This is a genomic window from Microbacterium sp. Beta (assembly GCF_005502545.1).
Taxonomy (GTDB): Bacteria; Actinomycetota; Actinomycetes; order Actinomycetales; family Microbacteriaceae; genus Microbacterium; species Microbacterium oxydans.
This window is the reverse complement of sequence record NZ_SCOG01000001.1, coordinates 257,608-270,515: the sequence shown is the minus strand read 5'-3', so window position 1 is coordinate 270,515 and position 12,908 is coordinate 257,608. Positions and strand designations below refer to the sequence as shown.

12 protein-coding genes are annotated in these 12,908 nt (G+C 68.5%); 7 read left to right on the top strand and 5 right to left on the bottom strand.

Translation table 11 applies throughout. The features are described from left to right. The first annotated feature begins 17 nt into the window (after positions 1-17). Positions 18-884 carry a hypothetical protein gene (locus FFS56_RS01335; protein WP_127012302.1) on the top strand — a complete coding sequence of 289 codons (867 nt, stop codon included), beginning with the start codon at positions 18-20 and terminating at the stop codon, positions 882-884. A gap of 44 nt (positions 885-928) precedes the next feature. Here FFS56_RS01335 and FFS56_RS01330 read toward each other — a convergent pair whose 3' ends face one another. Then, complete coding sequence (locus FFS56_RS01330; RefSeq protein ID WP_127012301.1) at positions 929-2,344, bottom strand: RNB domain-containing ribonuclease; 1,416 nt, start codon at positions 2,342-2,344, stop codon at positions 929-931. A gap of 68 nt (positions 2,345-2,412) precedes the next feature. On the opposite strand from FFS56_RS01330, the gene FFS56_RS01325 reads away from it, so the two are divergent. Both FFS56_RS01325 and FFS56_RS01320 read left to right on the top strand, forming a co-directional pair. After that, the gene (locus tag FFS56_RS01325; RefSeq protein WP_127012300.1) at positions 2,413-3,183 is read left to right on the top strand and encodes an isocitrate lyase/phosphoenolpyruvate mutase family protein; all 771 of its coding nucleotides are present in this window, start codon (positions 2,413-2,415) and stop codon (positions 3,181-3,183) included. Positions 3,184-3,225: 42 nt separating this feature from the next. After that, a complete protein-coding gene (locus FFS56_RS01320; RefSeq protein ID WP_058631274.1) occupies positions 3,226-4,986 on the top strand; it encodes a proline--tRNA ligase in 1,761 nt (586 codons plus the stop codon). Between the two features lie 29 nt (positions 4,987-5,015). Here FFS56_RS01320 and FFS56_RS01315 read toward each other — a convergent pair whose 3' ends face one another. The 3 genes from FFS56_RS01315 to FFS56_RS01305 form a co-directional block, all read right to left on the bottom strand. Then, the gene (locus FFS56_RS01315; protein WP_127012299.1) at positions 5,016-5,519 is read right to left on the bottom strand and encodes a pyridoxamine 5'-phosphate oxidase family protein; all 504 of its coding nucleotides are present in this window, start codon (positions 5,517-5,519) and stop codon (positions 5,016-5,018) included. 100 nt (positions 5,520-5,619) lie between these two features. After that, complete coding sequence (locus FFS56_RS01310; protein ID WP_046748263.1) at positions 5,620-6,219, bottom strand: TetR family transcriptional regulator; 600 nt, start codon at positions 6,217-6,219, stop codon at positions 5,620-5,622. Between the two features lie 21 nt (positions 6,220-6,240). Further along, entirely contained in the window at positions 6,241-7,701 is a 1,461-nt protein-coding gene (locus FFS56_RS01305; protein WP_127012298.1) for an APC family permease, read from the bottom strand. Positions 7,702-7,852: 151 nt separating this feature from the next. On the opposite strand from FFS56_RS01305, the gene FFS56_RS01300 reads away from it, so the two are divergent. Both FFS56_RS01300 and FFS56_RS01295 read left to right on the top strand, forming a co-directional pair. Further along, complete coding sequence (locus FFS56_RS01300) at positions 7,853-9,013, top strand: P1 family peptidase (protein ID WP_127012297.1); 1,161 nt, start codon at positions 7,853-7,855, stop codon at positions 9,011-9,013. A 53-nt stretch (positions 9,014-9,066) separates the two neighbouring features. Next, a complete protein-coding gene (locus FFS56_RS01295) occupies positions 9,067-10,107 on the top strand; it encodes a TIGR00730 family Rossman fold protein (protein WP_127012296.1) in 1,041 nt (346 codons plus the stop codon). Here the strand turns inward: FFS56_RS01295 and FFS56_RS01290 are convergent. After that, the gene (locus FFS56_RS01290) at positions 10,076-11,431 is read right to left on the bottom strand and encodes an FAD-dependent oxidoreductase (RefSeq protein ID WP_052748739.1); all 1,356 of its coding nucleotides are present in this window, start codon (positions 11,429-11,431) and stop codon (positions 10,076-10,078) included. The genes FFS56_RS01295 and FFS56_RS01290 overlap by 32 nt on opposite strands. Positions 11,432-11,562: 131 nt before the next feature. On the opposite strand from FFS56_RS01290, the gene nusA reads away from it, so the two are divergent. Beyond that, positions 11,563-12,546 carry a transcription termination factor NusA gene (gene nusA / locus FFS56_RS01285; RefSeq protein WP_046748267.1) on the top strand — a complete coding sequence of 328 codons (984 nt, stop codon included), beginning with the start codon at positions 11,563-11,565 and terminating at the stop codon, positions 12,544-12,546. Continuing rightward, positions 12,479-12,862 (top strand): YlxR family protein, encoded by a 384-nt coding sequence (locus FFS56_RS01280; RefSeq protein ID WP_307723508.1) that lies wholly within the window; start codon positions 12,479-12,481, stop codon positions 12,860-12,862. The genes nusA and FFS56_RS01280 overlap by 68 nt, the downstream gene beginning before the upstream one ends. Positions 12,863-12,908: the final 46 nt, after the last annotated feature.

The following is a 12,908-nucleotide window of genomic DNA, read 5'->3' as shown; positions in this document are numbered from 1 at the left end:
CGTATGCGAGGAGAACCATGTCGACGACCACCATCGTGACCTTCCCGACAGGGACCGTGACCGGAGACGGGGTCATCGCCCGCGTGGAGCAGACGCCCGAGGGCACGATCGTCGTGGTCGACGAGACGCCCTTCCACCCGGTCGACCACACCTGGCCCGACCAGCCGGGTGACACAGGGAGCATCGCCGTCGGCGACGACACCGTCCGAGTGGTCGAAGCCGTCATGGCCGCGATCTCGGACGAGGGGGAGTTCGCGGTGGGAAGCGCGATCCCCGTCAAGCGCGGTGCTGAGGGCTGGACCTGGCTCGTCGGACACCTGATCGAGGGGGCCGCCCCGGCATCCTTCACGGAGGGCGCTCGAGCCGACCTGACCGTCGACGCCGCTCGTCGTGCCGGACTCAGCCGCGGGCACACCGCATGCCATGTCGCCTCGCTGGCGCTCGATCTGGCCCTCGCCGATCTCTGGCGCAAGGAACCGGGGGAGGACGCTCTCGGCAACCCCGACTTCGAGGGTCGCGCCAACCAGTCCAGCCGCATCCACGAAGATGGCGCTGTCGACGAGTACCGGCTCGGGAAGAGCCTGCGCCGGGCCGGCTTCGATACCGAGACCTTCGCCACGACCCTGTCCGAGCGCGAGCGACGGATCAATGAGCAGCTCGCGGCATGGGTCGCCTCAGGTGCTGTGAGCAGCATCGTGACGGAAGGGCCCACGATCGTCGATCGGCGGCGCTGGCACTGCGATCTCCCGGAAGGAGAGGCCGTGATCCTCTGCGGGGGCACGCACGCGGAGTCGCTCTCGGAGTTCGCCTCCATCGTCGTGAGCCTGGACCTGAGCGATCCTCAGCTGCTGGTCATGACGACCGTGGCGGCTCCCGCGCGCTGACGTCAGCGGACGGCGCTCCCGCGTCGGACGCTGCTGTCACCGAGTCAGAGAGCGAACTCGACCTCTCCCGTGCCGATATCGGCACTGATGATGCGAAGCCGGACGACGTCGCCCGGTCGTGCCTCTGAGGGAATCGGCGCGGTCGCCGTGACCACCGGCTCGGTGAGTTGGACGGCTGCGCGCTCTCCGCGGAGCTCGATCACGGTGGCATCGACCGTCGAGCCGATCAGAGGCGTGAGGAGCGCGGCTTCCACGCTGTTGACGGTGGCCGCGTTCAGCCGCGACGCCCGTTGTCCCGACTCCTGCATCAGCGCGGGAAGCTGTGCGAGCGAGGAGCGGATCCACGCGGGTATCGGCTCGCCGTTCGACACCGCGAGGCAGATCGCGAGGACCCAGCGATCGACCAGGCGGCGCAGGGGAGCGGTCGCGTGCGCGTAAGGGGCGCCGATCGCCGCCTGCACGGCATCGTCCGGCGCCTGGCCGTCGAACACCAGATACCCGGCGCCACGGAAGAGCGACGACGCGGCTTCCAGCACCGGGAGGGTCAACGGGTCGGTACGGTCCAGGGCCCGGAGATAGTCCCCGTACGCGCCGGAGGTCCACGGGCGGCCGAGAGCTTCGGTCTGGTGTCGGAACGTGTCGAAGGCCGCTCCATCCGGTTCCGGCATCGTCCGCAGGATGCCCACTCCGGCGTCGAGCATCAGCGTGGCAGCGGCCATCCCCGTCATGAGCGAGAGCTGGGCGTTCCATTCCTCGACGGGAAGCGGGCGTCGACGTTCGATCGCGTAGGTGCCGTCGTCTCCGCGCACCACCTCCTCGTCCGGCAGGTTCAGGCTCGCCCCGCCGCGCAGTCGCTCCTGCTCGAGCCGCAGAGCACCGATCTCGGGCAGCAGCGCGGCGGGCCCGTCCTCTCCGCGGTCGAGCGCATCCTGGGTGGTCCCGTAGTCGAGCTGCGCGCGCGAGCGGATCAGGGCGCGTTGCAGACGGAAGTCCGAGACGATGCCCGCGGGGTCGAGCTCGAAGGTCCAGACGAGCGCCGGACGGTCGACGTCGGGGAGCAGCGAGGCGCGATCCTCGCTCAACACGCGCGGGTGGAGCGGGATCGTGCCGTCGGCGGCGTACAGGGTCTGTCCTCGCCGGCGCGCCTCGACGTCCACGGCTCCACCGGGGACGACGAACCCCGGGACGTCGGCGATCGCATACCGGACGGTGTACCCCGTTCCGGCGCGCTCGAGATGGAAGGCCTGGTCGAGGTCTCGGGAGCCCTCCGGATCGAGCGTGGCGAAGGGGATCTCGCGAAGATCGAGCTCCGGGACCACGGTGGTCGCGGCCTCCGCCTCGGCGATGACGTCGTCGGGGAAGTCGAGGGGCGCATCCATCGACTCGCGCAGAGCAGCGAGCGCCGATGCCAAATCGGTCTGCGCGGCGGACGGGGCGACGTGCGATCGGCGCTGAGGCATGGTTCCAGCCTAGGCGCGGGTGCGGGTGAACCGGCCCTGCCGAAGCCATCCCGCGTTAGCGTGGAGTCATGATCACTGCAGCCAAAGCCCAGACCCTCGTCGGACTCTACGACGCACCGGAGATCCTCCGTGTCGTCAACGTGTGGGACGTCGTCTCCGCACGAGCGGTCGCCGCTCTTCCCGAGACGAAGGCGATCGCGACGGCCGGACACGGGATCGCCGCATCGTTCGGCTACGAGGACGGCTCGACGCCTCGCGACATCATGATCGACATGGTGGGTCGCATCGCGGCCGCCGTCCCGGTGCCCGTCACGGCAGACCTCGACGACGGGTACGGGGATGCGGGAGAGACCACCCGCCTCGCGATCGGAGTCGGCGTCGTCGGTGCGAACGTCGAGGATCGCCTCAAGCCGCTCGACGAGTCCGTCGCAGCGGTGGAGGCGATCGTGAAGGCCGCACAGTCGGAGGGCGTCTCCTTCGCTCTCAACGCCCGCACCGATGCATTCGTCCGCGCCGGTGGTCGCTCCGTGCAGGAGAGCATCGCCGATGCGATCCAGCGTGGTCGCGCCTACCTCGATGCCGGCGCGACGGCGGTCTTCGTCCCCGGCATCCTCGACATGAACGTGACCCGCCAGCTCGTCGAGGGCATCGGCGAGCGCAAGGTGAGCGTCATCGGGATCCCCGGCGCCCTCGCCGCGTCCGAGTACGAGAAGCTCGGCGTCGCACGCATCTCGTACGGCCCGCTTCCGCAGCGGGTGGCTCTGACGGCCCTGCAGGAGCTGGCGGCCGACCTCTACGCGGGTGGCGTCGTCCCGGCGAACCTCCCCGCTCTCAACTGACGCGGTCGAAGACGGGTGACCACGGCTCACTAGACTTGCTCCGTGGTCACTCGTCTTTCGAACTTCTTCCTCCGCACGCTCCGTGAAGACCCTGCAGGCGCAGAGGTCGCCAGCCATCGGCTGCTGATCCGGGCGGGATACATCCGCCCGCAGGCCGCCGGCATCTTCGCGTGGCTGCCACTGGGGCTGCGCGTCAAGTCGAAGATCGAGACCGTCGTCCGGGAGGAGATGGCCGCCGCCGGCGCGCAGGAGGTGCATTTCCCCGCTCTCATGCCGCGTGAGGCCTACGAGGCCACCGGGCGCTGGGACGAGTACGGCGACCTGCTCTTCCGTCTGCAGGACCGCAAGGGCGGCGACTACCTGCTCGCGCCCACGCACGAGGAGGCGTTCACGCTGCTCGTGAAGGACCTCTACTCCTCGTACAAGGACCTGCCCCTCACGATCTTCCAGATCCAGGACAAGTACCGCGATGAGGCACGCCCGCGGGCGGGTCTGCTCCGCGGACGCGAGTTCACGATGAAGGACGCGTACTCGTTCGACTCGTCAGACGAGGGCCTGGACGTCAGCTACCAGGCGCAGCGCGACGCGTACGAGCGCATCTTCCAGCGCCTCGGACTCGAGTACGTCATCGTCCAGGCCGACGCCGGCGCGATGGGCGGCTCCCGGAGCGAGGAGTTCCTGCACCCCACGCCTGTCGGGGAGGACACGTTCGTGCGGAGCGCGGGCGGGTACGCGGCGAACGTCGAGGCCTTCACCACGGCGGTGCCAGAGGCCATCGCTTACGACGCCGAGGCGTCCCCGGTCATCTTCGACTCCCCGGACACGCCGACCATCGACACGCTGGTGGCTCACGCCAACCGCGAACTCGACGGCGAGTACACCGCTGCGGACACGCTCAAGAACGTCGTCCTCGCCCTCACGCACCTCGATGGCACCCGCGAACTGGTCATCGTCGGCATCCCCGGTGACCGCGAGGTCGATGAGAAGCGCGCCGAGGTGGCCTTCGCGCCCGCCGAGGTCGAGACGGCCACCGCGGACGACTTCGAGAACAACCCGCTGCTGGTCAAGGGCTACATCGGTCCGTGGTCGCCGACGGGAGCAGTGCTCGGCGAGGAGTCGGCCACCGGCATCCGTTACCTCGTCGATCCGCGCGTGAGCGAGGGCACGAGCTGGATCACCGGCGCGAACATCGACGAGAAGCACGCGCACTCCGTGGTGGCCGGCCGCGACTTCGCCGCCGACGGCATCGTGGAGATCGCGAACGTGCGTGCAGGCGATCCCGCCCCCGACGGCTCCGGTCCGGTCGAGCTCGCTCGCGGCATGGAGATCGGGCACGTCTTCCAGCTCGGACGCAAGTACGCCGAGGCATTGGGCCTCAAGGTGCTGAACGAGAACGGCAAGCTCGTCACCGTCACGATGGGCTCGTACGGCATCGGCGTGACCCGTATCCTCGCGATCATCGCCGAGCTCAACAACGACGACAAGGGCCTCATCTGGCCGGCGTCCGTCGCGCCGTTCGACGTGCAGGTCGTCGCCGCGGGCCGCGACCAGGTCGCGTTCGAGGTCGCGGAGGGGATCTCCGCTCAGCTCGAAGCCGCGGGGCTCGACGTGCTCTACGACGACCGGCCGAAGGTCTCGCCCGGAGTGAAGTTCGGAGACGCCGAGCTCGTCGGTGTGCCGAAGATCGTCATCGTCGGCCGCGGGGCCGCGGAGGGCCAGGTCGAGCTGTGGGACCGCGCCACCGGGGAGCGCGAGGCCGTCTCCGTCGACGAGGTCGTGCCGCGACTCTCCGCCGCGCTCTGACCCCACAGTGAGCCTTCACGGCCGCATCGTCAGCAGACGATGCGGCCGTGGTTCATGGTGTCGTCGTCCGGGGTGTCCCGGGTCACGAGCGACTTCAGCGCACCCGCCGCGAGCGCGAGCCTGCCTTTCGACGGCTCCCAGAACTCGGTGACCTTCGGCGTGACCTTGAGGAGGGCGATGCCCGGGGTGTCGAGGCCGTCCGCGAACCAGATCTCCAGGGACGCGGAGTAGAGCTCCTCCATCTTGGCGCGGTCGTGCACCACTTCTGCGGTGCCGGCGACCGACACGTATCGCATGCCCTTGGCATCGCAGTAGGCGAGGCCCACGTCGTGGTGCTTTCGGGCCTCGTGGACCTTCTCGGTGTCCTCAGCGGTGAAGAACCAGATGTCGCCCGCGTCGTCCATCTGCCTGGTCGACATCGGCCGACTCACGAGGTTGCCGTCGTCGTCGGTCGTGGTGAGCATCGTGATGTCGATGTCCTCCACGAGTTCGGCGATGCGGGCGAGGGCTTCGGGTCCTGTGATCTCCGTCATGACGTCAGCGTGCCGTGCGGAGCGTGCGGGCACACGGGCATTGACAGGGAGCAGCCGCCGTGCTCGACATCGCCGAAGGCAGACGAGTGGACGGCGGGGCTCAGGCGCCGAAGTCGCAGTCGAGGGCAGTGCGGGCGTAGGAGAGGATGTTCGACCGGTACGTCTGCGCTCCCAGCTCGACGCCGATCAGCGGGTAGAGGTCGTACGCGTCCTCGAGAGCGACGATGTTCCGTGCGATCACGGTGAGGTCGGCGGTGGGGCGGAAGGTGCCGAGCGCCGTGCCGATCTCGATCGTCGATCTGTAGAGCGCGACCTGCCGTTCGACGATGGAGCGGTGCAGGGGACGGTACTGAGGCTGCTCCCGCAGCAGGGGGATGCTCTCGTACGCCATGCGCAGATGGTCGCTGATCTCGTCCGGGATCCCGGCCGTGACGAGAGCGACCAGACGCTTCGCCGGGTCGGGCTCGTTCTCGGCGAGTGCGCGTCGTCTCTCGTACATCTCCTCCAGGACACCCTCGACGGTCGCATACATCAGCTCGTCGAAGGTGGAGAAGTAGTACAGCACGCTCCCCGCGCTGACCGAGGCCTCCGCGGCGACCGCGCGCACGTTCGTGCCGAGGAGACCGCTGCGCCCGGCGACGCGCCTGGTCGCGGAGATGAGCTCCGCCCGTCGGGTGGCGTGCTTGCGCTGCTCGGCCACGTATCCTCCTCGCGCCTGGCGCTACTCGTCGTCGGGAACGAGCGTGGTGAGTTCAGCATAGTGGCGGGGACGACGTCGCTTCAGGACGATCCCGACGACGATGCCGGCCACGAACAGGGCGGGGGTGGGGGCGAGGAGCGCGAGGTTGACGGGCCCCTGGAGACCGGTGACGAGATCGAAGTTGGTCGCGATGAGGACGAATCCGACGATCAGACCGAGCGCCCCGAGCGCCGGTGCGACCAGTACCCGCCAGATGCTGTGGCCTCGCCGCCCTCTCAGGAAGAAGCCGACCACGGCGATGGCGGCCACGGCCTGGGCGAAGACCAACCCGGCCACGCCGATCGAGTACACAGGGAGCGCGAAGCCGAGGAAGGGATCCGCTCCGCTGATGATCGTCACCGCGATGGCCACGAGCGACACGATCGAGATCACGAGGCTTGCGTGGTGAGGTGCCTGCGTCGTCGGCTGGGTCTGCGCGAGCCACGACGGCAGCAGACGCTCCCGTCCGAGCGAGAAGAGGTACCGGGAGCTGGCGTTGTGGAACGCGAGGAGGCAGGCGAAGAAGCTCGTGACGATCAGCACCCGCATCGTCACGGACGCCCAGGCGCCCAGGTACGCGTCGCCGGCGTGGAAGACCATGTCCTGGAAGTCTTCCTGCAGGGCGAGGCGCAGCACGCCCTCGATGCCGAAGGCGACCGTGAGGATCCAGAACGTGAAGGCGTAGAAGACGCCGAGGAACGCGATCGAGATGTATGTCGCGATCGGCACGGTGCGTGCCGGATCCCGCGCCTCCTCGGCGTAGATCGCCGTGCTCTCGAAGCCGAGGTAGGCACCGAACCCGAAGACGAAGAGCGCGCCGCTCCCGGCGGCGAAGAAGACGTTCTCGGGGGCGAAGGAGGCGAACGAGATCGGCTCGGGGCCGCCCGAGGCGAGCACGGCGATTGCGAGGACGAGCAGGATGGCGACCTCGGCCGTGAGCAGGACGCCCAGAACCTTGGCACCGACATCGATCTTGCGGTAGCCGAGCACCCCGACGATGACGAGCGCCAGCAGCGCGTAGACGGTCCAGGGCAGATCGATGCCGAAGAGCGCGGAGAACGTCATCTCCCCGAAGAACCCGACGAAGCCGTAGAAGCAGATGCACAGGGCGGTGTAGGAGAAGATCGTCACGAACACGATGCCGATGCCGACGGGTTTGCCGAGTCCTCGAGCGCCGTAGACGTAGAAGGCGCCGGTGTTGCGCACATACCTCGACATGGCGGTGAAACCGAAGGCGAACAGCATCAGCACGACACCGCTGGCGAGCATCGCGCCCGGGCCGCCGATGCCGGCGAGACGGAAGTCCGTGGCTGCAGCGCTGGCGACGACCGTGAGGGGAGCTGCGGCGGAGACCACGAAGAAGACGATCGCCCAGACTCCGAGGCGCCGCTGGGCGAGCGTCGTGGTCGTGGTCGTGGGGACGGAGGGATTCGGCTGAGACATCTGCGGCTCCGGAATCTGCTGTCGGGAGGGTGCGTATCGGACGGTACGAGATCTTGAACAGTGATTCAAAAGGCAAAGCCGGGTTAAGTCAAGCAAAAAATGCGTTGGATGACATACTCTCTGAACATACGTTCAGGTCAGAGTGGAGTACATGGTGGTTTCCTCATCGGCGTCGGAGTCGTCACGCAGGCGTATCAGGGCAAGGGATCTGGGAGTCCCGTTCGCGGGACGCAGCGGCACCCACGGCGCGATCACCGACGTCCCCGGTGTGGCCGTCGGATATCGCACAATGATCGCGGGGGAGGGAGCGCACGCCGTCCGCACCGGGGTCACCGCCGTCCTGCCCCGGGGCCGCGAGGGGGTGGGCGTGCCCTGTGCTGCGGCCGTCCACGCCTTCAACGGGAACGGCGAGCTCACCGGCCGCGCATGGATCGACGAGTCCGGATCGCTGTCCATGCCGATCGGGATCACCAGCTCGCATGCGGTCGGAGCCGTGCACAGCGGTATCGACTCCTGGGTGGCGCAGGTCGCCCCGCACGTCGCCGCCCAGTGGATGCTGCCTGTCGTCGGGGAGACCTGGGACGGATACCTCAACGACATCAACGGCGGTCACGTCACGCCGGCGGACGCGTGGTCGGCCCTGGAGGCGGCCAGCACCGCCGCACCGGCGGAGGGGAACGTCGGCGGAGGGACGGGGATGAACTGCTACGGCTTCAAGGGAGGCACCGGCACGGCATCCAGGACGGTGGCGTACGGCGGTGCCGAGTACACCGTCGGAGTCCTCATCCAGGCGAACTTCGGTGCGCGCGACGAGCTTCGGCTCGGCAGCATCGACCTGGGCGCACGATCGTCGGCGCCGAACCCGATGGGCGACGACGACTGGTTCGCTCGGGAGCGGCGCCAACATGCCCCGGGAGGAGCCGGATCCGCGATCGTGGTCATCGCCACTGACGCCCCCTTCCTTCCCGGTCAGTGCGCGGCACTGGCTCGTCGGGGAGCCCTGGGTCTCGGCCGCAGCGGCACCGCGGGCAGTCACTTCTCGGGCGACATCGTCCTCGCGTTCTCCACCGCGAACGAGGGTGCGCTCACGTCGCAGTTCCCGGAGGGGAGCGACGAGGTCTACGAGACCATGCGCCTGATCCCGTGGGGGCGGATCGATCCCTTCCTGACGGCAGCGGTGCAGGCCGTCGACGAGGCGGTGTGGAACGCACTCGTCGCAGCGCAGGACATGACAGGACGCGACGGGCACAGGAGCGTCGCGCTCCCGCACGACGAGATCCGGGCGGCCGTCGACGAGTCCCGCGGAGTCTGAGCGACGGCGTGGCAGGAGGCCACGGTCGCCCCGGGGCATGACACCCTGGAGGCATGATCGACGAACCCCTCCCTGAAGCGCTCAGCGCCGAGATCAACGCCGTCCTCGACGATGCGGGAGTGCACACCGACCGCAGGCTCGTGATGCGGATGCTGCGCACCGCGATCCTTCTGGGGGAGGACGGCGCCGACCGCCTCGATCTGAAGATCGCCTCGGCAGCGCTCGCCGAGATGCGTGATGCGTTCCATCTCTTCGCTCCGTTCCGCGGCGTCCCCAAGGTCACGGTCTTCGGCTCGGCGCGAACCAGGCAGGACGATCCGCTGTATCTGACGGCGCGCGACGTCGCCTCGGCCCTCGCGGGGGATGGATGGATGGTCGTCACGGGGGCGGGGCCCGGCATCATGCAGGCGGCTTCCGAGGGAGCGGGTCCTGCCCTCTCGCTGGGCGTCTCGATCAGGCTCCCGTTCGAGGAGAAGCCCAACGGCTTCGTGGCCGGCCAGGACCACGTGGTCGCGATGAAGTACTTCTTCACCCGCAAGCTCATGCTCATCAAGGAATCGCTCGGGTTCATCTGCCTGCCGGGTGGGTTCGGCACCCTCGACGAGATGTTCGAGCTGCTCACCCTGCAGCAGACCGGCAAGGCGGAACCGACGCCGATCGTTCTGCTCGACGAGCCGGGTGGCACCTTCTGGCAGGGGCTTCGCAGCTTCATCGACGACCATCTCGCCCCGACCGGGGTCATCTCGGAGGGCGACTTCGATCGCGTCGTGATCACGGATTCGGTCGATGCGGCCAGGGCGGAGATCACGGGCTTCTGGCACAACTACGACTCATTGCGCTGGGTGGGCGATGCGCTGGTGCTGCGGCTCAAGGCGGAGCCGACGGACGAGGAGATCGATCGGCTCAACGAGGAGTTCGGCTCGATGCTGTCATCGGGGAGGATCGAGCGGACGGGCCCGCGTCAGCCGGAGGTCGCCGACGCCGACAACCTCGACCTCCCGCGCCTGATCCTGCACCTGGATCAGCGGCAGGTGGGCAATCTGTTCCGACTGATCGGCGCGATCAACGCCCTACCGTCTGCTCCCGCGCGGTGATGCGGGCGGCGAAGTCGGCGAGATCGACCGGGCGATCGAGGATGCGCTCCGCAGCGCGGTGGCCGGAGTAGAACGCCGCCCCGACCGTGGCCGGCTCATCGCCCCAGGTGGCTTCGCCGGCGAAGTGCAGCACCCCGTCGACGGGGCCCGCCAGAGCATCGTGATCGTGGTGCGTCGATCCCAGGGCGAGGTGGGAGTACGAGCCGTTCGAGAACTCGTCCTCGCCCCAACGCGTGACCCAGTGCGCGAGCGGTTCACCGACGGCGTCTCCGTAGAGGACGTGGAGAGCGCTGACCGCGTCGGCGACGATCTCGGCATCAGCGAGGTCCTGCATCCGACGACCGAAAGGGCCGGCGGCGAAGGTGAGGAGCGTGGGGATCCCGCTCACTGCCGACACGTCGTACCAGGAGTGCCAGTGCTCGCCGGCGTCGCCGAGTGCGCGGATCACGTACGTCTCCTCGTCCCAGAAGCGCTCGGGGAACTGGACGAACACCTTGTTGAACACGCCCATCCCGAGGCGGGAGATAGGGCCGGAGACCGCTTCGGGGAGCTCGGGATCGAACGAGATCGTTCCCGCCTTGAGGACCCCGAGCGGCACGGTGACGATGACGCGGTCCGCGCGGTACTCGGTATCACCGGCGCGCACGACGACGCCCGCTGCGGAACGGCTCACGCGGGTCACGACCGTCTCCAGGCGCACATCGAGGCCGTCTGCGATGCGGCGGGGGAGCTCGTCGTAACCGCGGGGGAAGATGACCTCGTCGCCCTCGATCGCATCCTCGTCGAGGCCATGGGCATCGAGATCGCCGATCCAGGCGCCGCACTGCTCCTCGACGCGATGGCGGAAGAACTCGCGGATGTCGTCGATGCGATCAGGGGAGAGCCCCGACCTGTCCAGAGCGCGCTCCGTGACGTCCAGGTACGTGTCGCCGGAGGAGGATGCGGCGATCTCCTCCACGAGCAGGCGGTCGGCCAGGTCGACGTCGCTGACCCACTGCGCGGTGGCGGCTTCGTCCAGACGGCGGCCCCGGCCGTCGTAGTTCTCGATCGGGCGACCTCCCACCTGGAAGCTGCCCACCGTGTACTCGATCGCCGGGATGCGCAGCGCATGCACGAGGTCCCACAGCGGGGAGTTCTCGATGCCGTGGATCCATGAGGCGCCGAGATCGACCGGGAATCCGGCGCTGCGGTCGGTGTGCATGCGGCCTCCGATGCGGTCGCGCCCCTCGAGGACCACGACGCGCTGACCGGCGTCGGCGAGCATCCGGGCGCTCGTGAGCCCCGACATGCCTGCGCCGATCACGACCGTGTCGAATGTGCTCACGTGCTCCTCCTCGAGCGGCTCCGGGATTCCGCCACCGCCGCCGCCGTGCGGGAGCCGGTGGGCACAGGGTATCGTGGTACGGATGTCGCGCGTGCGAACAGGCGCGACGAGAGCTGAATAGAGAGGCCGTCATGGACATCGAACTGAGTCTGCTGCGAGGGATCGAGAAGGAGAAGGCGATTCCCTTCGATGAGCTCGTCGCCATCATCGAGCAGGCGATCCTGACCGCGTACTCCAAGCACGTCGCAGCCGACGGCGTCACGCCCGAGGGTGTCCGCGTCGACCTCGACCGCAAGACCGGCCACGTCGCCGTCCTGCAGGTCGTCAAGGACGAAGAGGGCGCGATCATCGGCGAAGAGGACGCGACGCCGGATGACTTCGGCCGCATCGCCGCCTTCGCCGCCAAGCAGGTCATCAGCCAGCGTCTCCGTGACATCGCGGACGACGTCGTGCTCGGCGACTTCAAGGACAAGGAAGGCGACATCGTCGCCGGCGTGATCCAGCAGGGCCCGAATCCCCGCATGATCCACGTCGACCTCGGTTCCGTCGAGGCGATCCTTCCCCCTGAGGAGCAGGTGCCCGGCGAGGAGTACACGCACGGCTCGCGCCTGCGCGTCTACGTCACGAGTGTGGCCAAGGGGCTCAAGGGCCCGCAGATCACCGTCTCGCGTACGCACCCTGGGCTCGTCCGCAAGCTCTTCGCCCTGGAGGTGCCGGAGATCGCGGCCGGTCTGGTCGAGATCGTGGCGCTGGCCCGGGAGGCCGGACACCGCACGAAGATCGCGGTGAAGGCGAACGACCCCTCGATCAATGCCAAGGGCGCCTGCATCGGTGAGCTGGGTCGTCGTGTGCGCGCGGTGACCGAGGAGCTCGCCGGCGAGAAGATCGACATCGTCGACTATGACGCGGATCTCCCGACCTTCGTGGCGCACGCGCTTTCACCCGCCAAGGTCACGAGCTCTTTCGTGCTCGATGCCGGCACCAAGGCCGTCCGCGCGCTGGTGCCCGACTACCAGCTGTCGCTCGCGATCGGCAAGGAGGGCCAGAATGCCCGCCTGGCCGCCAAGCTCACGGGGGCGAAGATCGACATCCAGCCGGACAGCGTCCTCGACTGACCGGCTTCGGCCTTCCGCCGCGCCCGGGAACGGGCGAGGCGGGGTGAAACGCAGGTGTAAGATGGAACCCGTACGAACGTGCGTCGGTTGTCGCACGCGTGCTCCCCGCTCCGCCCTTCTCCGGGTGGTTGCCCAGAACGACACCCTCATCCCCGATGAGCGTGCTGTCCTGCCGGGGCGCGGCGCGTGGGTGCATCCGACACCCGAATGCATGGAGGCCGCTCTGCGGCGACGAGCCTTCGGACGAGCACTGCGTGTGAACACTCAGCTGGACACACGGACCTTCGAACAGCACCCACCAAGAAACAAAGGCTGAACAGCTATGGAAACAAAGTGAACGGCTCGAAATGAGACCCGTCCGC

Bases quoted from the DNA above. Each gene is read 5' to 3' on its own strand.
- FFS56_RS01335 (WP_127012302.1), top strand. From the start codon at position 18: ATGTCGACGACCACCATCGTGACCTTCCCGACAGGGACCGTGACCGGA.
- FFS56_RS01330 (WP_127012301.1), bottom strand. From the start codon at position 2,344: ATGCCTCAGCGCCGATCGCACGTCGCCCCGTCCGCCGCGCAGACCGAT.
- FFS56_RS01325 (WP_127012300.1), top strand. From the start codon at position 2,413: ATGATCACTGCAGCCAAAGCCCAGACCCTCGTCGGACTCTACGACGCA.
- FFS56_RS01315 (WP_127012299.1), bottom strand. From the start codon at position 5,519: ATGACGGAGATCACAGGACCCGAAGCCCTCGCCCGCATCGCCGAACTC.
- FFS56_RS01305 (WP_127012298.1), bottom strand. From the start codon at position 7,701: ATGTCTCAGCCGAATCCCTCCGTCCCCACGACCACGACCACGACGCTC.
- FFS56_RS01300 (WP_127012297.1), top strand. From the start codon at position 7,853: ATGGTGGTTTCCTCATCGGCGTCGGAGTCGTCACGCAGGCGTATCAGG.
- FFS56_RS01295 (WP_127012296.1), top strand. From the start codon at position 9,067: ATGATCGACGAACCCCTCCCTGAAGCGCTCAGCGCCGAGATCAACGCC.
- nusA (WP_046748267.1), top strand. From the start codon at position 11,563: ATGGACATCGAACTGAGTCTGCTGCGAGGGATCGAGAAGGAGAAGGCG.
- FFS56_RS01280 (WP_307723508.1), top strand. From the start codon at position 12,479: ATGCCCGCCTGGCCGCCAAGCTCACGGGGGCGAAGATCGACATCCAGC.